Source organism: Dictyobacter arantiisoli, assembly GCF_008326305.1.
Classification (GTDB): Bacteria; Chloroflexota; Ktedonobacteria; order Ktedonobacterales; family Ktedonobacteraceae; genus Dictyobacter; species Dictyobacter arantiisoli.
In genome coordinates, this window is record NZ_BIXY01000032.1 from 43,600 (window position 1) to 67,387 (window position 23,788).

A 23,788-nucleotide genomic window follows, 5' to 3' on the forward strand; every position below is an offset into this window, starting at 1 on the left:
GCCTATGAGTATACTGGTTCCAGCAGCCCTCGCCTTCGCGGCAATCATACCTATTATCCTGCTGCTCTATTTTATGCGACCCAAACGTCAGGAGCGTATCGTCGGCAGTACCTTCTTATGGCAACAGGCCATGCAAGATCTCCAGGCGAGCCGTCCCTGGCAGCGCCTGCGCATCACTCCCCTGCTGCTCTTACAACTGCTAGCCGCCATTGTCATTATCCTGATACTTATACGCCCGGCGATCTTCATGAGCAGTCCGGTCAGCGGCAACACCATTGTTATTCTGCAATCTTCTGCCAGTATGCAGGCGACCGACGTTGCGCCCAGCCGCTTCGAGAAGGCCAAAGATACCATTAATGACTATATCGGTGCGCTTGGTCCTGGCGATCATCTCTCCCTTATTTCGATGGCGCGCACACCGCAGGTCCTGATAGCCAACTCACAGGATAAAGGGCAACTGACAAACGCGCTCCAACGCGCCACAATCACCAATCAAGATGCAGACCTGCAACAGGCGCTCTCCCTGGCGGGTTCACTGGCCGTGGGGCAGGAAAACGCCCAGGTCATCGTCATAGGTGATGGACATGTCCTCAATGGCAATCAGCCAATCGACACGCCTTTCCCGGTACGCTATCTTGCGATTGGGACCGATGCGCCCAATGTGGCGCTGACGACACTCTCCTCGCGTTCTGAACAGGGAAAACTGATCGCCTTTGCCCAGGTAAGTAATTACAGTCATGCGCAACGCTCGATACCCGTTGAGCTCTATACTGATGGCAGGCTCTTTGGTATTAAAACGGTCACGCTCAACGCCGAAGCCAGTGGTAGCATCGAATGGGGAGCATTGCCCGCCCAAACCAGTCTCTTGCATGCCCGCCTGGTCTCACAGGACGCCATGACCAGTGATCACGATGCCTGGTCGCTGGTGGGTAGTTCCATTCATGGACGAGTCCTGCTGGTGACAAATGGCAATATGTATCTGGAAACGGCGCTGCGCCTGCAAAGCAATGTAACCCTCTACACCATCCAGCCATCTCAATATCCAAAGAATGTCGGCACCTACGATCTCACAATTTTTGATGGCTATGCACCATCCACCATGCCTGCAGGCAACCTGCTCTTTATCAATCCGCCCAAACAGAATTATCCTTTTGGCTCATCGGGACCGCTGATCGCCGTCAGCCATATCAACGCTGGCAACGATCCCTTAAATCTGCTCAACAATGTAGATTTAAGTAGTATTCATACCATGCACGACAGCCATCAACTCAAGCCAGCACTCTGGGCTCAGAGCATCATCGGGGCCCCCGAAACACCCCTGTTGATCGCAGGCGAAAACGAGAACCGGCGTATCGCAGTCTTTGGCTTTGATCTCCATGAGACGGATCTACCGCTACAGCCCGCCTTTCCGATCCTTATCCTCAACATTATGAACTGGTTCCTACCAGCACCCGTCGCAGGGAGTGGACAGGTTATCGCAGGCGCGCCGGTGACCGTGCAGAGTTGGCCGGGCGCCGATCAAATCACTATCACTGGACCGGATCAACAAACGGTAAAAGTTGGCCCCCCCTTTCCAGTGACACCTTACGCCCATACCAATAATGTGGGTGTCTATCAAGTCAGCCAGCGTGTGCATGGACAAATATTGAACGGCGCCTTCACCGTCAATCTCTTCAATGCCAATCAATCCAACTTACCACCAGCGCATGCGTTACCGGTAAACAACAGCACCAACATTACAGGCAATAAAAACGTCATCTCACGGCAATTGCGTGAGATCTGGCCCTGGATCGCCGCCATCTTGCTGCTGGTACTCTGTGTTGAATGGTGGCTATTCAGTCATAATTATCGTCCCCAGCAGGCTACGGGGGGACAGAGCAACGCACCACATACCACGCTTCGTGGTAGCCGACGCAAAGGTGTATTCGACAGCTATCCACGACTGGTCATGTGGCAAGATCAGTTCAATACGCGAATCAAGAGGATTCAACGCCAGAGTAAAAAAATCCAGAAACGTCTCCGTGCAATCGTAAAAAAACAGACGAAAGGGGAGCGCCGTGTTAAATTTTGAGCAACCGCTGTTACTCTTGCTCTTATTACCCATCGGGATACTGATCTATCTGACATGGAAACGCATGTCGCTTCCCTATCCCAAAACACAGCGCAGGCTGATACTGGGTAGCCGTCTCCTCCTCTTTAGCTGTATTATCATGGCGCTGGCGGGTACGGCCTGGGTGATGCCTGTCTCACGTCAGGCGACCATCTTTGTAGGGGATATCTCAGCCAGTACGGGACCCCAGAGAAGCTTTATCGAGCAATGGATTGGCTCTGCTGTCAAGCATAAAGGGGTTGATGATCAGGTAGGGATCGTAGCGGTTGGGCGCAATGCACTGGTAGAACAATCCATTCAATCCCAGTCCGTCGATTTCTCCCATTTTGAATCAACACCTGATACCAACTATACCGATCTGGCGGCGGGCTTACGGCTGGCCTCAGCCATCCTTCCCTCCGATAGCCAACGTCACGTGGTCCTCCTGACCGATGGACAGCAAAATCTTGAGGATGCCTTACAGGAAGCACAATTGCTACAACAACAGGGAATTCGACTGGATATCGTGCCACTCCCAACAGTGAATACCGACGATGCGCGCATCGATAGTTTTAATGCACCCAGTAGCCTGCATACTGGCGAACGTTTTACCCTGCGCACCAGGATAAATAGTACCGTGGCGCAACCAGCTACGGTGCGCATCTATCTCGACTCGGCAATTATCTCACAACAGAAAGTTTCACTTCCCAGGGGCGAGCAAGAATTTAGCTTTAATATGGCCGCTCCTACCGTTGGCTTTCATACCTTTCGCATCACGCTTGAGGCTCCCAAAGATGCCATTACACAGAATGATGAGGCGGCGGCCTTTGTAAATGTACAGGGGGCACCACGCATCCTGGTGGTGGAGGGCGAGCCCGGCAATGGACATAATATTGTCTCCGCGCTCCAGGCTTCACATATCAATGTGAGCGTGGTGACACCCAATGATGTTCCCAGCAGCCTGGATGGTCTGGTGCCTTACAGTAGCGTCATTCTGGCTGATGTACCGGCTATCGCGCTGGGCAATACACGTATGCAGGTATTGCAATCATTTGTACGCGATCTTGGACACGGTCTGGTGGTGAGTGGTGGACAAAACAGCTATGGCGTGGGTGGCTATACAGGGACGCCGCTGGAGCAGACGCTACCGGTAAATATGGATATTCCTCAACATAAAGAAACGCCCAGTATCGCGGTCGTCCTGATTGTTGAGAGTCTCGAAGAACAGGTCCAGATTAATATCTCGAAAGAGGCCGCCAAAGGAGTTGTAGGATTATTAACACCACGCGATCAGGTGGGAATTTCAGCTGGTTATGGCACACTGAGTATCAAAATGCAGCATGTCAGCGACAAAAAAACCATCGACAAGGCTATCGATAATATGAATCCGGTTGATCCACCGAGCTATAATCCAGATCTCAGTAATGCGGAACAAGAATTGCTGCATACGGATGCCAAAATCAAACATATCATCTTACTTGGTGACGGAGACGCGTATGACAATTACGCTCCGGTCGTAACCAAACTGGCAAGTGAGAATATCACTGTCTCAACCGTGGAAACCAATGCCTTAAGCTCTGAAGATCTGCTCACCATGCAGAATATCGCCCAATGGGGCAAGGGCCGTTTCTATCGTGCGGACAATCCATCGATCATCCCTCAAATCCTGCTTAAAGAGACTGAGCGGGCCTCGCGACGCTCACTGATCAACGAGAGGTTTAATCCCGCTGTGGTGGGAAATAACACTATTCTCACCGGTCTTACCAGTTTTCCCACGCTCGATGGCTATGTCGCGACGACACCCAAACCTGCCGCCCAGATGGTCCTTGTCAGCCATCTGGATGATCCAGTGCTGGCGGTCTGGCAATATGGCCTGGGACGTGTGGCAGCCTGGACCAGTGATGCACTAGGATTATGGACGAAGAGCTGGCTGACCTGGAATGATGCGTCGCGCTGGTGGGCAAATCTTACCACCTGGACCCTGCCTGCCAGCAACGATGGTGGGATGAATATCAATGGCAGTGTCGTCAATGGTACCGGCCAACTCAGCGTGGATCTGCCTTCCGGCACAACCTCTGAAGGAGGACAACAGCAGGTTCAGGTCCATATCATTGCGCCGGACCTATCGCAACAAAATATTAATCTTCAACCCTCGGCACCCGAACGCTGGCAGGGCACATTCCCTGCGGATCAGGTGGGGGCATATCTCTTGCAGGTCACCTGGCAAGGAGCCAATAAGAAACAGGGCATGCTAACTGCAACAACTGGCCTGGTGGTACCCTATTCACCCGAATATCAAAATCAAGGCACCGATAGTCGCTTCCTGCAGCTACTGGCACAGGCAGGTGGCGGCATCCTGCTTGATCCCAATAAAGTCGAAGCGGCCTTCACACAAAGTTTACTGCCCACCAACGCTTCAATTCCACTGGCCTTCTGGCTTTTAATACTGGCAGCCATCTTACTACCACTGGATATTGCAGCCCGCCGCCTGGCGAACCTGGACTTTATCGTCGTAGGCTATCGCTGGCTGCTCAAACACTTCCAGCCGCGCAATGCTCCGACACCGGCAACTGCCAGTACAACAGAAGAAGTGCCAGGTATAGCGCCACTCAGCACAATCCGTGCCAGCCGTGAAAAGCTACGCAACCAACTGGCAGGTGCAATACCGAACCTATCCAAACCACCTGCCACAGAAGTACCGAGAAAAGCGCCTCAACAGAACAAGACGGTGCGCACCAGAACAGTCACTCAGGCAAAAACAACGCCCGCGCCACAGATACGGCAGACGCCACCAACACCTGCGAAAACTGAGCAGACAGTGGTCAAAGCTAATCAACCACCCGTCGAAACCGGAGCATCAACCTCCTCACGCCTGGTAGATGCCAAGCGCAAACGTGCACAGGAGAGAAACTGACAGGTTCGCGTCATACAACTTATTGGAATAGCTAATCCATGCTATGATAGGTATATAGACATGCAATATCGATACTAACGAGGGGAAGTTATCCTATGCAACAAGCCAGGATACAGATTCAGAATGAGGTTGGCCTCCATGCCCGGCCCGCTGCTCAATTTGTCAAATGTGCCAAACAATTTAGCAGTAAAATCACCGTTACCTATGGCGGCAAAACGGTCGATGCGAAAAGCCTGATACGCGTGCTCAGCCTCAGCATCTCCAGAGATGGAGAAATCGAAATCACAGTTGAGGGAAGCGATGAAAAAGAGTCTATCGCCTCTCTGCTTGAACTGATACAGGGTAACTTCTCCCTTTAAGGATATGCCAGACTCCCGTGGTCTCCATGGTCTCTGTGCATGCGTTTTCGCACCTACGGTGCTCAAACATCTTTTTAGTGTGTGGTATAGAAAAAGTTCTTCGAACTTTTTCTATACCACACACTAAGAGAGATCACTAGATTCTGGTGATCTCTGCGAAGGTTTTCTCCTCCAAATGGTGAGGGAAAAATCATTGTAAAACGCAAATATTACCGTTACTGCCCATTCCCCTATCTCCTGGTTTTACATGTATCTCGGTCCTGGGTCAACACAGCTCGAAGCTGAGTACCAATGGTGTCCTTCATGCGTATTTACTCCTTATGCATAGCTTTTGATATGGCCAGGCCCAGATAAGTAATGCCAAGAGTTGCCCCCTGACCGACTGCGGTTTGACCTATTTTGTCCCACGGTTTGGATAACTTATCTAGTGTTTTGTTCGCAGCGATTGTACCAATAAAACTTCCGACTGCGGTTACTGGGATTATTTTCCCAGCTTGAAGCCAGGTGTTAGCATTATTAGCAGTTGCTATAGCTGCATTAATACCTACATCAGCAAGCGGGGTCAAAAGCGCTCGTCGTGCATCTATCTCCTTGGATTCTAAATAGGACTTCCAGCCTGTACCAGGAACAAATTCAATCCTCTCAGGCACACTATTACCTTGCGGGGTCACCAAGTATGTACCAAAATCCCCCGCCTTTCTCTGCGTGTATGTACCAAAATCCCCCGCCTTTCTCTGCGTGTATGTACCAAAATCCCCCGCCTTTCTCTGCATGAAAGCACTCCAGCTTTCAGAAACATCACCTGAGCGATCGTTACCCATCTCTTCATCATTCCTGAGAAGCGCAGGCTGATACGCTGTTTGGTCAGGAGCATCATCTAAGCGATCTGTCTGGTTTCTTTGGAACTCTTCTCTGATCTGGGAGAGCCTTGGGATGTTAACAAGAAAATCATTCTCGCTTCTTGTCCGGCGGAGAGCGCCTTCCTCCCGGTATTGGACCTCTCCAACAGAACGCAGAAAGCCTGGTGCGGTAGAGAACCCCTCACTCCGGGGATTGTGTCCGATATTGGACATCTCAATCTCAGGATTCATCATAGAACTGTTTCCTTGTCCGGCATCGGACCTCTCCAACCCACGCGGGCGGAGAAAGTTTGGTGCGGTAGCGAACCCCTCACTCTGGGGATTGTGTCCGGCTTCGTATCCGGTATCGAGTCCGTCATTGGACATCTCATGATTCATCATGGAACTGTTTCCTCTTAATCCGTTAAATTTTTTTCTGGCCCTTTTGACCAGGGGTTTGCAACAGGAGCATGCTCTCTCTGGTTTTCCATAAGGCTTGACCAATTGCGTGGGAATCGTTTTTCCTCCAGCAGACTTCCGGCTCACGAGGAAAACACTGCTTGCCAAAGAACGGAGGATTGACTCTCCCCCGGTCGCTTCGCATTCCCATGGTAAACATGCATCCATGTTGTATTCTCTAGTATAGCTAGAGAAACAGGAGGTTGCAAGGGGAAAAAGAGACATTCTTATAGAGAAATAGAAAGAGTAACCCGTGACATATCTTTCAGACTTTTGCAACACATACTAAAACATTTTTGAGCACCTCGGGTGTGAAAACTCATCAGCAAGATCGCGAAGACTCTAAAGAAGTTGGCAGAGGAGACAGATCAATTCATGAATAGCTTGATCTGTCTCCTCTGCTATACATCTATACCAGTTGTTGAACTAAAAAACACACGGGTTACGAGAGGATATCTTCAATGGCTGCTGAGCTATCGGCTGCCAGGACGCGCTCAACAATTTCCAGTGCCTGAGGGATGGTGGTACCGCGTATCGCTTGCTTGACTGCGTTTAGCGAACCAGCTTCCATACTTAGCTCATCGATGCCCAGACCGAGCAAAAAAGCGCTGGCACGTGGATTACCTGCCATCTCACCACACATACCAACCCAGCGCTGGTATTGATGAGCGATACGCACAATATGGGCAATCGTTCTCATAACAGCAGGATGGAAGGGACGTTGTAGCTCATTCAGACAGGCATTCATGCGATCACTCGCCAGTGTATATTGGGCCAGATCATTGGTTCCGATACTGAAGAAATCAGCTTCCTGCGCTAACTGATCCAATACCCAGACCGAAGCGGGCGTCTCGATCATAATACCCAGACGTAACAGCGATAATACGGGAGCGGCTAACTTCCCTTCTTGCAACAGTTGAGCCTCGGTTTCAGCCACAAAGGCCCGTGCTTGCCGTAACTCGCGTAGATCACAAATCATTGGGAACATAATCCACAACGACGTCACCTGTGTTTGAGCCGCTAACAACAAAGCTCGTATCTGCGTCCGAAACAGATGCTGATGCTCAGGTTCCAGGCAGAGGCGAATGCCACGTACGCCCAGAAAAGGATTATCCTCATGTGGGAGATCCAGATAAGGGACACTTTTATCGCCACCGATATCCAGCGTACGCACGATCACAGTCTTAGCGGCGAAGGTGTTGAGCACGGTCGTATATGCTTCTACCTGCTCCTCTTCAGAGGGTGGGGTAGCGCGATCCAGGAAAAGGAACTCTGTGCGGAAGAGACCAACACCACCTGCGCCAGCCTCCAATGCAGGCTGAGCATCTCGTGGACGGCCAATATTAGCGGCAACTTCAATAGTTTTTCCATCGAGTGTTGTCGCGGATAGTGTACGCAAACTCTGCAATTGCTGCTGCTGCTGGCGATAGCGCTCCAAAGTCTGCTGATAGCGCGCTACAGTCTCAATATCTGGATGCAGAACGATCTCGCCACTGCTCCCATCCAGCAGCAACTGACTGCTGGCTGCATGCTCTGCCGTTGCAGCCGCAATCTGTTCAAACAATCCATTGACACCCACAACAGCAGGAATTCCCATCTGACGCGCCAGGATAGCGGTATGCGAAGTCGCGCCGCCCTGCTCGGTCACCAGTCCCAAAACCAGTGCGGGATCAAGGCCAGCGGTATCGGAGGGCAACAAGTCGCGTGCCACTACGATCACTGGCTCTTTGAGAGAGCGCAACTGGGCCGTAGGTCGTCCCAAGAGATGATTGACAATTCGAGCACGGATATCATAGACATCGGCGGCACGGGCGCGGAAATACTCATTCTCCATCCCCGCAAACATCTGAGCAATCTCATCCGCAGCATCCCAGACGGCCCAGACCGCATTCTGATGCTCCTGCTCGATACGCTGATGGGTACTTTCCAGCAACGAATCATCCTCAAACATCAGCAAATGGGCATCGAAAATCTCAGCCTCTTCAGGCCCAACTTTTGCCAGCACATGATCGCGCAAAGCTGTAACCTCAGCAATTGACGCCTGGATAGCCTGCTGTAACCGTTCCTTCTCAGAGGCAAGCGCATCGGCATCGATGGTCGTATGAGGAATAGCAGGAGGGAAAGGATCATACACGATCCAGGAACCAATTGCCACGCCACCTGTAACTGGAATACCGTGTAACGTTTGTAACGTTGAAGACATAGACAGACTCCTCCTTTTGTGGTCTGCTTCTCTGAAGGTGCTAGCAACGTAGTAACGACCACAAATCAGAAGTTTCAATGCAATGCCTATTTTGTATGTTTGCACATGGTAGCATCCCTAATACGCATTGCTATTGAAATATTCACAAAATTCATTTCCAACCATGATTGTAGAAGCTGTCTCATAGTTTGTCAATGCACAGTAGAGCATCAGCTAAAAAGATGCCAGCCGCCGTTTACTCGAGCTATTTATGTACTATGACCACTTTGGTAGCGCGATTCTTGCGCAGAGTGATCGTATCCAGAGCGTCTTGAAAATCGTCCAGGGAGAAGCGGTGTGAGATGAGCGGGGCCAGTTGTAGCGAGCCGTTACTGAACAATTGGACCGCCTCGCTCCAGGCTGCCGAGTTGGCACCAAACACAGCCTGAAGCGCTAATTGCTTTAGAATAAAAATGTCATTGGAGACGCTTAAAGGCGCACCCGAGGCTTCAAGGCTGCTTAAGAGGACGGTGCCACCACGTTTGACAGAGAAGCAGGCCTCTTCAACGGCCTGTACATGGCCTGTACCTTCAAAAACGAGGTCTGCTCCGTGTCTACTTGTCAGTTCGTTAATGATTGTCTGTGAGTCCTCACGGCTCATATTGATGGCATGGTTGGCCCCAAATTGACGGGCCAGTTCCAGGCGCTCTTCCCGAAAACCCAGGACAATCATTACTTTGGGACTATACAAGCGCGCCATCTGGACAGCAATCAGGCTGATTGGTCCATCACCAACGATGACAATAATATCGCCAGGTTGGGGCGCTGTATGCTGAAAAGCATGGGCGACGACAGCCGTTAGCTCTAACAGTGCCGCTTCCTCAAAAGAAGCATTTTCAGGCAAGATATGTACCTGTCGAGCAGGAACGGCTACATACTCAGCCAGGCCGCCGGGACGCGTAAAACCGATCTCATCATAGCCAACCTCACAGAGATTGGTACGTCCGGCACGACAATTGCGACATACGCCACAACTCACCAGACTCTCCACCACCACTCTGGCTCCCGGTGTAATCTGCTGTACGAGATCACCAACAACCACGACCTCACCAGACCATTCATGTCCCGGAGTCACAGGATAGCGCACATATTCAGCGGCACGCTTCCCCTGATAGAGGGCGACATCGCTTTCACACAGACCGACGACTCGCGCGCGTACCAATACTTCATCAGGACGGATCGTTGGCCGTTCCAACTCGGTCACTTCAGCCCAATTTGGCTTCGTAATTATCACGGACTTCATACAGTAGCAAACCTTTCCATGGTAGCGATTGAGGACGCTGCGATGGTTATATCCCATCGCAGCGATTGAAACATTGAGATATTATACACTGTAGAAAGCGTACGCTCGCTTTATAATCTGGCATTGCGAAACTGTTGCCAGAGACGTCGCGCCAGTTGCGTCGCATCGCGCTGTAAGCCATAGCGCGCGACATATTTACAGATATTGTCGATATCGCGTTCTAACAGGGTATAAGCGTGCGAGTTAAAACGTGGATCAACCGCCTGCGGGAAATCAATCACGGTGATTTGACCCTGCCAGTAGAGAATGTTGTAAGGTGAAAGGTCACCATGGATGATGTTTTTGGACAACCATAACTCAATATTATCCATTAAAAGTTCGAACACGGGATAAACCTCGTGCGGTGCCAGGGTGACATGCTGTAAGGCTGCCGCTGGCTCCTGTTCCGCACCCAGATACTCCATCAGGATCGCATGGCTGCTCTGAGCAATCGGTCTGGGGGTGGTTGCGCCAGCGGCATGCAGGACGGTCAGGGTGGCAAATTCATGCCCGACCCACATGGCAAACTGTCCGTCACGGCCTACACGCGACTTATTTTTGATCGCCCGACGCAGATGTTGATCCGTTACAACACGCCCGTCTTGATAGACGGAATCGTTCTTAAAGCCACGATTATTGCGCGAACGATAGACTTTGGCCGCCAGATAGGGTACACCCTGCGACGGATGAGCCCGACAACAATAGACCGTCGCCTCTTTTCCGCTCTTCACGACATGGATAATTTCAGTAATCAAGCCATCAGCAAAGAAGCTATCCAGTGTCTCCTCCAGAGGATCACGCTGCTGCTCCTGTTCCTCTAATGCCAGCAAAGCCTCAAATTCTTCCTGCTCGTCCGATAAACGGAATTGTTTTCGCTTAGACAAAAATCATTACTCCTTTGATAATTGAATTGATGACAAACGTTAATGCAGCTAAAAGCAAAAGCACGGACATAAGAATTGTTGTGCATGTGGCACCTCCTATAGATGAATAGATGCAGCATCTAGACAATAAAAAAAAGGTCACGAGCATCACGCTCATGGCCTTTTGACACAAAAAAAGCCATCTCTCCAGGAGATGACCAGTTGTCAGGATTAGCAGGTTATTTCCTACTTATACTCTACCCGTGTAGAATACTCCCATACTTGCTACTGTGGCCTTCCCGGAGACGTGATGCAAAAGAAAATGTTTTCATGATGTCACTCTCCTTCGTGATAAGTATCAATAAACTGCAAATTCAAAGCCAAACAGTAACTTGAGGTTCTAAAGAGATTATGACAGATCGGGCACACTCTTGTCAATAACCAATGGATGCAATTCAGGGCCCGCCGTCCCTCGCACCACTGCTTAAGCATGGTTATATGGTTTGAATAGTGAATAGGACTTTTGCGGCTGATCTATGAGAGTTACAACGCTGAACTGATAAGGTGCGTATTTCTAACAGTAGAGTCTTTAGCATGTGGATGCTTTATCAACAGGAAGTGAAAGAGAGAATCAATATGGGCAAGAAGAAACGGGCTAAGAAAAGCCTGCTTAATGGTTTAGTGGGAACTGCGGTAGTGGTTTTAGCGGGGATGGCAATCTCAGAGCAGTTGCGCCGTCCGGCAGCCGAGCGTACCTGGCAGGGAAATATCTTTGGTATCCCCTATAATTTCCGTTTGCCGAATAAAGAACAGCTACAGAACACATTCTGGAATAGCGAAACTTCGCAGGTTCTGGTACCGCAGAGCTTCGGCATAGGTTGGACAATCAACTTCTATCCCCTTGTCCATCCTAAAACAGTCGCGTAATATGGATGGTAGGAAAAAGAGGGAGGATGGATCTCCTGCATTCGCTTGCCATGGAGATCCATCCTCCCTCTTTTTTAAAGGATCATTCTTGATCTGCTACTAGAAGAGGATCGCCAATAACAGGGATAGGGCAAATACAAGGCCAAAGATAAGCAGGAGTTTAGATGTTTTCTTGATGCCTACCATATAAGCCTGCCGCCGGGTTGCATGGAGGACTGCACGCAGATTGGTAAATGCCAGCGGGAAGGTGATCCAGACCAGGAGCGCCAGCCAGGGGAGTAAACCCAGAACGACAAAGAGAGTGACTGCTATATAGCTGCCAAGCAACAGAGAGGCATGGAAGCGCTGTCCAAACAGGACACCAAAGCGTACCGGCAAAGTTTTCTTGTTCACAGCCAGATCGTCCTCGTAGTCGCGTGTGTTATTCATATTGAGGATGGCAACTTCCAGGAAGCCTATTGGTATGCTGGCAGCAATGGCGCTCCATGACCAGTGATGGATGTGCACATAATATGAACCCCAGGTCATTAAGAGACCCATGGCGAGAAAGACCATCACGTCACCCAGGCCGCGATTAGAGAATTTGAAAGGTCTGGCACTGTAGAAGTAGGCAATTAAAATGCCTGCAACCCCGAAAAGGATAATTTCTGGTCCAACCCAGAACATTAAAATAATACCAAGCAAGGCTGCAATGATAAAACAGCCTATCGCCCCACCTAATACCTGTCCGGGTGTCATCTCTTTCTTAAAGATCACCGTCGATGCACCGAGCGAACCCGCATGATCCAGACCATAACGATAGTCAAAATATTCATTGAAGTAGTTGGTGCCTATTTGCAGGAACAGGCACGATAGAAAGGTAGCCAGAAAGATCCAGATATGAAAGGTTCCCTGATAAGCGGCCAATGCGGTTCCAACAAAAACCGGGGCGACCGTGGCCGTTAAAGTAAATGGGCGGCTCGTTTTGAGCCATGCTCTCCACACAAAGGGCTGCGATGGGGTTGGGGATGCTGCGTCTCTCATGTTTTCTTCTCTCGTATGTACACCAATGGCGGATGGACAACGTCATTTATATGCTTTGTAGTTGATTTATTACCTAATCAAGGATACCAAAAAAATCCGGCTAACACAAATTGGCTGGCGCAGAAACAAAGCTTTCCAATTCTCATGCGTGGGGCAGGATGCCAGATCCAATGCCTAATCCTACCTTTCCAGCGCAACAGGTTACGCGCTATGGACAAAATGTACTGGTTATCCCTGACTCCGTGGCGTTAGAACTCGTGAAATAATCGATGCCGACCACTGTAATGGAATACATTCCCTGTATTCCCACTAGACAGCCAATCCTGCTATACTGTACTGATTGACTGTACATTGTCTTCACAAACACAATCTAATTTCATAGATATACTACAAAGACAGTACCCATTTTCTCAAGATGATGCATCCTGTACTAAGATAGTTCATCGCGCAAGTCTACTTAAAAGCCTGATATGATACAGAAAGAAAGGGTTTCGATACATGGCTGATCCAAAAGATACGACGCAAAATGTGCAGGAGCAATACTTCCGCATAACCGATGAAGTGCCAGAAGAGATCTGGTATTGGGCGGCCCTGGCCTCCATCGTCACCTCGGCGCTCCTGTTTGTATCCAACAAACGAGACTGGAGCATCTTTGTCGGTCAATGGCCTCCTACCTTTTTACTTTTCGGTGTCTTCCATAAAGTACTCCGACCACATACTCACTAAAACAGAAAGAGAAGAGTTTAGCGTAGATATGCTAAACTCTTCTCTGTTTTTGCTCTCCATTCCCCACCAGAAGCATGTAAGCTAAGATTGTAACGTTTTCCCTTCCTACCTGTGCTGGTCCTGCCTCTCCTGCTCCAACTTGCGCAATCCTGGCACCGGATAGGGCAGTTTAAAGACCGAGAAGAGATAGTAGAGCGACGGCAACAGGATAATCAATCCAATCACAATCCCTACCAGCAGAATCGTAATCACAGCCGGATCATTGGCAGAATTCGCGATGGTATAGTTGGGTGGAATAATGTAGGGATACTGAGAGAGTCCCCACGATCCCAATAAGAAAGCCGTTTCAGCGATCATCAGCAAACGGGCAATCCGATAATGACGCAAGAACAGTGTGACAGCAGTCGCGACACCAATGATCATTGTCGCAACTACAATCGGGATCGCGCGGGCCAACAGTCCCTGCCAGATTACCGGTGCCTCTGAGATGGAAAGCAGGAGGCCCAGAGCACCCAGGACAGCGGTCACCGCCCCGGCAATCAAGGCTTTAGAACGATAGGACTCTGTTAATCGCTCGTCCCCATCATTGTGGGCTTCAACCACCAGATATGTAGCTGCCAGAGTGGCACAGAGTGCAACAGCCATCAAGCCAATTATCACCGCAAAAGGTGTTAGCATGCCAGCAATATAATTTGCCCGTGGCACTCCTGTCTTATCGATCAAATCACCACTGGCAACCACCGCTGCCGATACCCCTAGAAAAAAGGGAGTAATCACGCTCGCGACACTAAACACCTTGCTCCAGGAACGTGCAAACATTCCCGTCTCATTCAACGCATAATAGCGATAGACAAACGCCGCTCCACGTAATACAATCCCAATCAATACAATAGAAAATGGGAAGAAGAGGGCTATCGAGAGCGCGTAAAACGCATTGGGAAAGACGTTAAACAATCCCACAATCAAGAAGATCAGCCAGACGTGATTGGCCTCCCAGACCGGGCCAAGGGCATGATTGATCAGTTGATGCTGACGTTTGGCATTATGGCCGACCGCGAACAGGTCCCAGACGCCTGCCCCAAAGTCGGCCCCGCCCAGTACAGCATAGACAATCAATGCCCACCATAAAACGACCAGGGCAACCAGAGCAACGTTCATTTAAACACCGACCTTTTCTATCTCAGGCTCATGCACTTCATAGCCATGCTCAGAGATCGAAACCTGTGGTAAGGGACGGCGGGCAACTTTGAGCAGTAACCAGACTAAAGCAACCCCTAGAAGAATATAGATGAGCGAAAAGATGACAAAGCTAAGATTGAGTAAAGGAGCAGTTGTTACAGCATCCTTCGTTCGCAGGTAGCCATAGATTGTCCACGGCTGGCGTCCAATCTCAGTCACCATCCATCCCAGTTCAACCGCCAGGAAAGACAGGGGGCCAGCAATGACAATGCCCAGCAGTAACAGGCGGTTACTCGGCATCGTGAACTTCTTCAGCAGGTAATAGCCCCAGAAAAGCAACGCCATCAAGAGCGCAAAGCTTCCGCTCCCTACCATGCCATCAAAGGAGGTATGGACAATCTCGGTGTTCGGCCAATCCATACGCGGAAACTGATCCAGACCTTTGACGGTCGCATTGGGATTATAATTTGCCAGGATGCTTAACCCTTTGGGGATCTCTATCGCGTATCTGACCTCACCAGTATTGGGATCGGCCAAACCGCCAATCGAGATGGGAGCACCGCTCTGGGTTTTAAAGATACCTTCCATAGCGGCAAACTTGACAGGCTGATAGACCGATAGGAAACGAGCATTGAAGTCACCACTCACCATCTGTAAGGGTGTCGCCACGACAGCGATCATCATCGCCAGCATCAAGCCCTTGCGGTAATATTCAGAACGCTTGCCACGAAGATAGGCAAATGCGTAGACAGCGGCCACGCCAAAGCCAGTTGCCACATAGCTAGCCAGAATCATATGTACCGTCTCAAATGGCGTGCTAGGGTTAAAGACAGCTTTAAAGGGATTAATATCTACCACTTTCCCATTTTTGATGACAAAGCCAGCCGGTGTGTTCATCCAGGAATTAGCCGCGACAATAAACCAGGCAGAAAGCATCCCGCTGATCCAGATGGGGAATGAACACAGCCAGTGGGCACGTGGAGAAAGCCGTTCCCAACCATAGAGATAGAGTCCCAGGAAAATAGCCTCAACAAAGAAGGCAAATCCCTCTAATAAGAAAGGCAGGCCAACCACCGCACCGGCGAAACGCGTATAGGTCGGCCAGAGCAATCCCAGTTCAAAAGAGAGGATCGTTCCAGAAACCGCACCAATTGCGAAAAGGATGGCCGCAGCACGCGCCCAACGCCGTGTCAACATCATCCAGACAGGATTCTTTGTATACAGAGCAAAACCTTCTGCGATACATAATAGCAGAGGTACTCCAACACCGAGAACAGAGAAGATGATATGAAAGACCAGCGAGGTACCCATCTGAGCACGGGCTGCGATCAATTCAGGTAACATAATTGGACATCCCTCATAGCAAAACGCATGGCGCACAGCAAACAGCGTGCTTTAACTCCTACATACTTATCTCTTAACACTCATATTCTAGGAGCTTTGTTTCATTACCACAAATTCAACTATAAGAAATTCCCAATCTGGACGTATCATCTTAAACAGTGCAGGCATCACTGCCTTGCTGGCAACAAAGTGCGGATATCGGGCCAGCCATAGGCCCTCTCTTCAATCTGCACACCCTCAATTTCAAATGATTGTGTGCGAAGATATTGTCCACCCAACCGCTCATAAAAGCGACAGGCAGGATTTTCTGTCAGAGCCCAGAGGTACATAGATGTTAGATCGCTCTGCAGCAGGGTCTCGCTCAATGCCTGGATCAGTCGGCGACCTAAACCATGTCCCTGGGCAGATTCCAGTAAATAGATGGCATAAAGCTCACCTGGATAATCCAATAACGCATCACGGGCCGGGCCACCGCTCACAAAACCCACGATCTGCTCATCCTCATTGAGCGCCACCAGCACGGTTTCCCGACTCTCAGGATTATTAAAAATCGTATTCCAACTCTGAATACGCTTATCATAGGAAAGCGTATCCAGATAGTGATCAGGGACGATGCCACGATAGGTGCTACGCCAGGAATCGACGTGGACACGCGCAATCCCAGACACATCTTGTGGGTGCTGTCCATTGACCTGACGAATGGTCTCCATAGCGAACGAATATTTCTCCTCATAGTGTGTGTTATAATCTTCCCAGATTAACAGAAAGGTTCCGGTAAGGCATGCCGAATACAGAGAGTACAAAGAGTACAGCAGATAAGATACTGACGCGCTTTAAGGGTCTGCGCGCCCAGATGCAGACGGATGAAGAGCCCATTCTAGCGCTACCCGCGATCTGGGATAGCGGCAGTAGCCAGCATAGCACAGCCTGCGATGTAATTGTCACCAACCAGCGTGTGATTGGCTATTATTATCGTGGCTTTCCGCGTGAGCGCATCTTCGTGGAATCCATCGATCTCAATACACTGCGCACCGTGACATGGCGCGATAAGAATTATGAGCCTGTGTTCCGCGAAATCATGATCAGCGATGGCGTGCGTAAGATCTATATCCGCACACAACGTCAAAAGAGTCAGCAACTCTATGATACCATCCAGATCCTTACCGAACATAACGAACTACAAGAGGCACCTGAGATAGCTACAGCATCCAATCCAGATGTAGACACAACAAACCCGCTAGAGACACAAACACAAAAACAGGGACAGATGATGCAGCATCAAGCGCCTGTCTATGGACGTGAAGAGGTACGCCGCTCGTTTGAAAGCTCATCATTAGGCATGATGCTATTGATCGTGGGAGGTATCCTGCTGGAGTTTCTGGCAATTATCCTACTCTTTACGACCCATAACGCATCCATCAGCCTTCCACTCTTTATTGCCGGGCTCATCGCAATCCTTGCCAACTACTTTACTCGTCGTATGGCAAAATAAGCAGCCGTACAAGAAAGCCAACGAGAGAAAAAGATCTCACGTTGGCTGCTTAAAAACCGCTTCAGGGATACCTTTCCTAGGGATGCTCTGCTATATACGCCTCAATCTTCGCGATCTCAGTCTCGCTCAGGCGGAAATCTCCGGCACCGATAATCTCATCGACCTGTCCGGGATGACGTCCACCGACGATAGCAGCGGTAACAGCGGGATGATGCAGGGTCCAGGCCAGCGCAATCTCTCCGGCGGATCTTCCATGCTCCTGCCCTACCACGGCGAGAAACTTCGCCAGGGCAAGATTGCGATACAGGCGCGGCGGCGTGAAGTTGGGATTGCGGCTACGCCAATCGGTACTCGGTAAATTTTGTACCCGTTGTTCATTCCAGGTTCCAGTAAGCAGGCCAGAAGCCATTGGGGAATATACAATTACCCCAATCGCATGTTCCAGACAAAAGTCGAGTACGTCTTTTTCGATATCGCGCTGCAACAAAGAATAGGGAGGTTGTAACGAACTCACAGGCGCAATCTTCTGGGCACGAGCGAGTTGGTTGACATTGAAATTAGAGACCCCGATATGGCGTACCTTACCTTCAGCCTTCAAGGCCGCCAGTGTGGTCCAGCCCTCCTCAATATCCTCATCGGGATTGGGCCAGTGGATCTGATAAAGATCGATCACATCAACCTGCAAGCGCCGCAGGCTCTCCTCGACCTCCTCACGGATCGAGGCGGCCTTTAAATTACCAGCGATTTTGCCATCCGCGGTCCGGCGACGCGAACATTTCGTGAAGATATAGGGACGCTCGCTGCGACCTTTCAAGGCGCGCGCCACAACCTCTTCAGCATGCCCAAAACCATAGACTGCCGCAGTATCGATCCAGTTCATACCCAGATCCAGGGCATGTTGGATCGTCTTGATCGAAGCCTCATCATCCTGAGGTCCCCAGGCCGCAGGCCAGCCTTCACCGCCCAGGGCAAATGTCCCAAATCCCAATGCGCTAATTTCAAGATCAGTATTCCCCAAACGTCTCTTTTCCATATATCCTCCAAATAGAACAGCAAAAACAGCATATCCGCTTTCACTTTAATCTTATCCCATGCAAACAGTTAGCCACAAACGCCTTTCAATTCAAGCACACCAGACATAGCAGGCCAGAAGAGGCTTCCTATCAGGAAGGAATATGTTAGCCAGTTACATTGACACTCTATTTTTTTCACGGGTACAATAATATAGCTCAGGGAAACAGCGTTGTTTTCCGTATATCCTACGTCCCCCACAACAGAAGACGAGGCGATAAACAATGAAGATGTTTGTTTGTATAAAACAGGTACCTGATCCTAATACAGCTATCAGTAAATTAGATCCTGCTACAAAACGACTCGTACGCAGCGGTGTGTCACTGGTGCTCGATCCCGGTGATGAGAGCACGATTTCAGCGGCCATTAAGCTGCGCGACAAGGTTGGCAATAGCGAACTGGTCGCGCTGAGTATGGGGCCAGCCAGCGCGCAAGAAGCGACACGCCGCGCACTGGCCATGGGTGTTGATCGCGCTATTCTGATTACCGATCCTGCCCTGGCTGGTTCCGATGCCTTCAGCACCGCACAGGTGCTGGCCGCCGCCCTGAAAAAAGAGGGCGCCGATCTGATCTTCTGCTCAACTGAGAGTACCGATGGCTACACGGGTATGGTCCCCGGTGGCATCGCGGAATTCCTTGGTATTCCCCAACTGACCTTTGCTCGCGAAATTACTATCGAGGGGCAGAAGGCCATTATCAAACGCGTGATCCCCAAAGGCTATCAAACTATCGAAAGCACATTACCCGCAGTGATTACCATTGCCAGCGGCTCCTATGAAGCTATTTATCCGACGATGAAGGGTATTATGGGTGCCAAAAAGAAAACTTTAACTCAGATGAGTCTGGCTGATCTGGGCATCGCTGCCACACAGGTCGGTGAGGCTGGCGCACATGAACGTGTGCTCTCGATTGGCAAGGCTGAAGCACGTGCAGCCGGACAAATCATCAAAGACGATGGCAACGCCGCCCAACAGATTGCGGAGTTTTTGCAGCGTTACCAGTTACTCTAGGAGGTACACAACATGCCACATACTATTTGGGTCCTGGTAGAGCTGGAAGATGGCGCGCCGGTACGCTCTTCGCTCGAAGTTTTGGGGAAAGCCGCTAAATTGGGACGAGCGGAAGCGATTGTGCTGGGCAGTGCCGCAGCCGAGGTGGCTCCCATCCTGGGGCAATACGGTGCGGAAAAAGTCTATGTCCATGCCGATGCCACCTATGATAATTATCTGACCTTACCGGCGGTCGAGACGGTAAGCGCATTATTACAGCAGCATCAACCATCATTGATCCTGCTACCAACCACATATGATCTCCGCGATATCGCAGCCCGCTTGAATATACGCAACAATCTGGGATTGATTACCGATGCGACTGATCTGATGCTGGATGCGGATGGCATCAAAGCAACTGTGCCCTGGGGTGGTGAGACAATTGTTACAGCCACGCTGACACAGCGAGGTCCCGGTATCGTCCTGACACGACCAAAGGCCTTTGCCGTTGAGCAGTTTGAGGGACGTAACGCGGAAATTGAGCATATCAATCCCAGCTTTAGTAGCGCAGCCCGGACTATCAAGATACTGGAGACGGTGGTAGTCAAGAGTGAGGGTCCAGCGCTGGAGGATGCCGCAGTGGTGGTCAGCGGCGGTCGTGGCCTTGGCAAAGCCGAAAACTTCCAGTATGTGGAAGATCTGGCAGCAGTGCTGGATGGCGCACCAGGCGCGACGCGCGCTATCGTCGATGCTGGCTGGCTCCCTTATAGCTATCAGGTAGGACAGACAGGCAAGACAGTCAAGCCAACGCTGTATGTAGCGGCAGGTATCAGCGGTGCAATCCAACATCTGGCCGGAATGAAAGGTTCCAAGTACATTGTCGCTATCAATAAAGATGAGCACGCTCCCATCTTCTCAATTGCAGATCTGGGCGTAATTGGCGACGCAGTGACGATCCTACCACAGCTCACCAATGAAATAAAACGGCGCAAAGCCTGATCCAGGACAACGCAGAAGCCGAGAGAGCCATCCAATGCTGGCACCTCTCGGCTCTCTGCCCATTCAGCATGAGCATGCAGAGCATCAAAGTAATTCAGACTATAAATACATCCATCCTCATAGCGAGCACAACCAACGGAGGTTTAACATATGACTCCCCCTACCATTTCACCAACCGGGGGATGGCTCGGTACGACGCTCTTTGTATTACTGTTTCTGGCAGCCCTGATTCTCTTTGGGACGCGTGTCGGCAGATTGATTACCCTGCTGGTCAAAGCACGTCCAGAGGATCGCACGGACCACTTAAACGGCCGTGTGGGCACATTTTTTAAGGTTGTGCTGGGACAAAGCGGCGTCTTACGCGATCCCATCCCTGGTATCGCACACTTCTTCACCTTTTGGGGCTTTATCATCATTCAATTCGGCCTCTTGAATCTCATTTTGGGTGCCTTTAATGGCTCATTGCCCTGGCTGGGCGATAATCATGGCTTTGCCATCGTGCTCGACGTATTTGTCGTGCTGGTCGCGCTAGCCCTGATCGTCTTCGCCATCCGCCGTGGCATCGTACGACCACGTCAATTGAATAGCTCGCTACATGGCCCATGGGATGGCTTTATTATTCTCGGACTGATCCTCCTCGTCATTCTCACACTGGCTCTGGTGGAAAGCTTCGAGTATGCAGCCAGCGCTGGAGCAGCCTGGACCCCCATCGGTGCGCTGCTCTATCCCCTCCTCAGACATATCAATCCCATGACCAATCTGGTGGCTTATCGCACATTCTGGTGGCTACATATGGCTACTGTGCTGGGCTTCTTGATCTATCTCCCACGCTCCAAACACCTGCATCTGCTGGCGACGCCATTTAACGTCTTCTTCCGCAGCTATAAGCCTAAAGGGGCCTTACCTCTTCTCGAAAATATCGAGGAACGCGACGATTATGGTGTCTCTAAAGTCGAGCAGTTTACCTGGAAACAATTACTGGATGGCTACGCCTGTACCGAATGTGGACGCTGTAATACCGTCTGCCCGGCCTTGAATACCGGCAAGCCACTCTATCCCAAAGAGATTATCCTGGGAGCCAAAGAGGCGCTCTTTGTGCGCAGCGGAGAAATCTTAGGCGAAAACTCCATCTATAATAAGCTGGGAATTGCTGGCATCAAAGCTGATAAGACGCCCGAGGAGAAAGAGGCCCATCACGAGCCAATGGTTGGAGGAATCATCTCGACCGAGGCGCTCTGGGCCTGCACAACCTGTATGGCCTGTATGGAGATCTGTCCTGTTGCGATTGAGCATGTACCGAAAATCGTCGATATGCGCCGCTCGCTGGTTATGGAGGAGAGCGCGTTCCCGCAGGAAGTTACCTCCCTCTTCAATAACATTGAACGCAACGGCAATCCCTGGGAAATTAGCAATGACAAACGCGCCGAATGGGCCGCTGACCTGGAGATTCCACTGCTGGCTGAGAATCCCGAGGCGGATGTACTCTATTGGGTCGGCTGTATGGGTTCGTTTGATCGCCGCAATCAGCAGGTCGCGACCTCAGTTGCCAAAATACTCAAGGCCGCCAATGTAAACTTCGCCATCCTGGGACCTGAAGAGAGCTGTACGGGAGATCCCGCCCGGCGTATTGGCAATGAGTATCTCTGGCAGACACAGGCGACGATGAACATCGAGACGCTAAATGGCTATGGTTTTAATACCAAAACGCCTGCCGTTAATGCCGAGGATCAGGGATCTCATGGACAAACAACGACTGCGACCCTGACCAAACATCGCACGATCATTACGGCCTGTCCGCACTGCTTCAATACGATTAAGAATGAATATCCACAATTAGGTGGCGATTATGAAGTGGTACACCATACCGTGTATATCGACGAGTTGCTGGCGAATAGCAAACTAAAACTGCCCGCTGGCTTCGATCAACGCAAACTGACCTATCACGATCCCTGCTATGTTGGACGGTATAACGATACCTACGAAGAGCCACGGCGTGTACTCACCGTCATCAATAGCAATGGTGTCACCGAAATGCCGCGCAACCGCAACAAGAGCTTCTGCTGTGGCGGCGGTGGCGGACGCGTCTGGATGGAAGAGAAGGTCGGCAAGCGGATCAATCAGACACGCGTCAATGAAGCCCTCTCGACTGAAGCCGAAGTGCTGGCTGCCGGTTGTCCTTTCTGTATCACCATGTTTGAAGATGGCGTCAAAGGCGTCGAGGCCGAAGAAAAAATGAAAGTTGAGGATATCTCAGAAATTATCGCACACGCTCTGGAAAGCAAGTAGCTTCCAGATTCTCTTGTCGCCTTGCGGCTGCGTAGAGAAATCATAGGAGGAATGGGGAAGAAATGGGCACGTAGCTCGTAGGAGCCACCCTTCACGGGCAATACCGCTTAAATACCTAAGTTTTGTCCAAATTAGTGACACTGAAGGGAAGTGAAGAGCTTGCCAAAGGCATGAAGAAGGCTCATACCTAATGAAGAAAAAAGTTGTTTGATCATCGTTCGATCATTAGGAAGGGCCCCATCATGAACGAGTGTATCACAGAAACCACGTGTCATTTTACGCCAGCAGCGAGCCTGGCAGCGCTGGGAGTCCAATTGCAGCACCTGAACCTGTTTGAACCCATTCGTCAACGGGTCAAGATTGAACAAAAGACAGTCAAGCATGCGCCGATCGACAAGCTCTACGATGGCTTTATCGCCCTGTTGGCTGGAGCCCATGGCCTCGTCGAGATCAATACGCGCTTGAGGGCCGACTCGGCTTTGCAAGCAGCCTTTGGGCGAACTGGGTGTGCCGAGCAATCGGTGGTGCAACAAACGCTGGATCGTTGTACGGCAGAGAATGTGGAACAGATGCAACAAGCGGTGGACTGCATCTACCGTGAGCACAGTCGAGGTGCTCGGCACGACTATCAAGCCGACTGGCAGGTCCTGGACGTTGATCTGAGCGGCTGGGTGTGTGGCAAGAAAGCCGAGTTTGCCAGTAAAG

The 23,788-nt window shown here is 50.6% G+C and carries 18 protein-coding genes and 1 pseudogene; 10 read left to right on the forward strand and 9 right to left on the reverse strand.

From position 1 onward, the window contains the following. The first annotated feature begins 4 nt into the window (after positions 1 to 4). From F1593_RS12270 to F1593_RS12280, 3 genes are all read left to right on the forward strand, one after another. Entirely contained in the window at positions 5 to 2,071 is a 2,067-nt protein-coding gene (locus F1593_RS12270) for a vWA domain-containing protein (RefSeq protein ID WP_149401855.1), read from the forward strand. Next, positions 2,058 to 5,003, forward strand: a complete 2,946-nt coding sequence (locus F1593_RS12275; protein ID WP_149401856.1) for a VWA domain-containing protein — start codon at positions 2,058 to 2,060, stop codon at positions 5,001 to 5,003. The genes F1593_RS12270 and F1593_RS12275 overlap by 14 nt, the downstream gene beginning before the upstream one ends. 95 nt (positions 5,004 to 5,098) lie before the next feature. After that, complete coding sequence (locus F1593_RS12280; RefSeq protein WP_149401857.1) at positions 5,099 to 5,362, forward strand: HPr family phosphocarrier protein; 264 nt, start codon at positions 5,099 to 5,101, stop codon at positions 5,360 to 5,362. Between the two features lie 311 nt (positions 5,363 to 5,673). Here the strand turns inward: F1593_RS12280 and F1593_RS12285 are convergent, their stop codons facing one another. The 4 genes from F1593_RS12285 to F1593_RS12300 form a co-directional block, all read right to left on the reverse strand. After that, entirely contained in the window at positions 5,674 to 6,456 is a 783-nt protein-coding gene (locus F1593_RS12285) for a hypothetical protein (RefSeq protein ID WP_149401858.1), read from the reverse strand. 646 nt (positions 6,457 to 7,102) lie between these two features. Then, positions 7,103 to 8,863, reverse strand: coding sequence for a phosphoenolpyruvate--protein phosphotransferase (gene ptsP / locus F1593_RS12290; RefSeq protein ID WP_149401859.1), 1,761 nt, complete (start codon positions 8,861 to 8,863; stop codon positions 7,103 to 7,105). A 244-nt stretch (positions 8,864 to 9,107) separates the two neighbouring features. Continuing rightward, the gene (locus F1593_RS12295; RefSeq protein WP_172632075.1) at positions 9,108 to 10,145 is read right to left on the reverse strand and encodes a zinc-dependent alcohol dehydrogenase; all 1,038 of its coding nucleotides are present in this window, start codon (positions 10,143 to 10,145) and stop codon (positions 9,108 to 9,110) included. A 110-nt stretch (positions 10,146 to 10,255) separates the two neighbouring features. Then, complete coding sequence (locus F1593_RS12300) at positions 10,256 to 11,068, reverse strand: RIO1 family regulatory kinase/ATPase domain-containing protein (RefSeq protein ID WP_149401861.1); 813 nt, start codon at positions 11,066 to 11,068, stop codon at positions 10,256 to 10,258. Between the two features lie 615 nt (positions 11,069 to 11,683). On the opposite strand from F1593_RS12300, the gene F1593_RS12305 reads away from it, so the two are divergent. Continuing rightward, the gene (locus tag F1593_RS12305) at positions 11,684 to 11,974 is read left to right on the forward strand and encodes a DUF5808 domain-containing protein (protein WP_149401862.1); all 291 of its coding nucleotides are present in this window, start codon (positions 11,684 to 11,686) and stop codon (positions 11,972 to 11,974) included. 99 nt (positions 11,975 to 12,073) lie between these two features. On the opposite strand, the gene menA is transcribed toward F1593_RS12305, so the two are convergent. After that, on the reverse strand, positions 12,074 to 12,997 hold the full coding sequence (gene menA, locus F1593_RS12310; protein ID WP_149401863.1) for a 1,4-dihydroxy-2-naphthoate octaprenyltransferase: 924 nt from the start codon (positions 12,995 to 12,997) through the stop codon (positions 12,074 to 12,076). A gap of 498 nt (positions 12,998 to 13,495) precedes the next feature. Here menA and F1593_RS12315 point away from each other — a divergent pair, with 498 nt between their 5' ends. Next, complete coding sequence (locus F1593_RS12315) at positions 13,496 to 13,723, forward strand: hypothetical protein (RefSeq protein ID WP_149401864.1); 228 nt, start codon at positions 13,496 to 13,498, stop codon at positions 13,721 to 13,723. 105 nt (positions 13,724 to 13,828) lie between these two features. On the opposite strand, the gene F1593_RS12320 is transcribed toward F1593_RS12315, so the two are convergent. From F1593_RS12320 to F1593_RS12330, 3 genes are all read right to left on the reverse strand, one after another. After that, positions 13,829 to 14,881, reverse strand: coding sequence for a cytochrome d ubiquinol oxidase subunit II (locus F1593_RS12320; protein WP_149401865.1), 1,053 nt, complete (start codon positions 14,879 to 14,881; stop codon positions 13,829 to 13,831). Further along, a complete protein-coding gene (locus F1593_RS12325; protein WP_149401866.1) occupies positions 14,882 to 16,246 on the reverse strand; it encodes a cytochrome ubiquinol oxidase subunit I in 1,365 nt (454 codons plus the stop codon). Between the two features lie 167 nt (positions 16,247 to 16,413). Further along, positions 16,414 to 16,956 (reverse strand): GNAT family N-acetyltransferase, encoded by a 543-nt coding sequence (locus F1593_RS12330; protein ID WP_149401867.1) that lies wholly within the window; start codon positions 16,954 to 16,956, stop codon positions 16,414 to 16,416. Between the two features lie 71 nt (positions 16,957 to 17,027). Between F1593_RS12330 and F1593_RS12335 the strand changes: the two genes are divergently transcribed. Beyond that, on the forward strand, positions 17,028 to 17,738 hold the full coding sequence (locus F1593_RS12335) for a hypothetical protein (protein ID WP_149401868.1): 711 nt from the start codon (positions 17,028 to 17,030) through the stop codon (positions 17,736 to 17,738). Between the two features lie 76 nt (positions 17,739 to 17,814). Here the strand turns inward: F1593_RS12335 and F1593_RS12340 are convergent, their stop codons facing one another. Then, positions 17,815 to 18,771, reverse strand: a complete 957-nt coding sequence (locus F1593_RS12340) for an aldo/keto reductase (RefSeq protein ID WP_149401869.1) — start codon at positions 18,769 to 18,771, stop codon at positions 17,815 to 17,817. Positions 18,772 to 19,033: 262 nt separating this feature from the next. On the opposite strand from F1593_RS12340, the gene F1593_RS12345 reads away from it, so the two are divergent. The 4 genes and pseudogenes from F1593_RS12345 to F1593_RS12360 all read left to right on the forward strand — a co-directional run. Beyond that, positions 19,034 to 19,819 carry an electron transfer flavoprotein subunit beta/FixA family protein gene (locus F1593_RS12345; RefSeq protein WP_149401870.1) on the forward strand — a complete coding sequence of 262 codons (786 nt, stop codon included), beginning with the start codon at positions 19,034 to 19,036 and terminating at the stop codon, positions 19,817 to 19,819. Positions 19,820 to 19,831: 12 nt separating this feature from the next. Next, on the forward strand, positions 19,832 to 20,797 hold the full coding sequence (locus F1593_RS12350; protein ID WP_149401871.1) for an electron transfer flavoprotein subunit alpha/FixB family protein: 966 nt from the start codon (positions 19,832 to 19,834) through the stop codon (positions 20,795 to 20,797). A 150-nt stretch (positions 20,798 to 20,947) separates the two neighbouring features. Further along, a complete protein-coding gene (locus F1593_RS12355) occupies positions 20,948 to 23,083 on the forward strand; it encodes a (Fe-S)-binding protein (RefSeq protein WP_149401872.1) in 2,136 nt (711 codons plus the stop codon). A gap of 242 nt (positions 23,084 to 23,325) precedes the next feature. After that, positions 23,326 to 23,788: pseudogene (locus tag F1593_RS12360) on the forward strand (transposase); the annotation flags it as partial.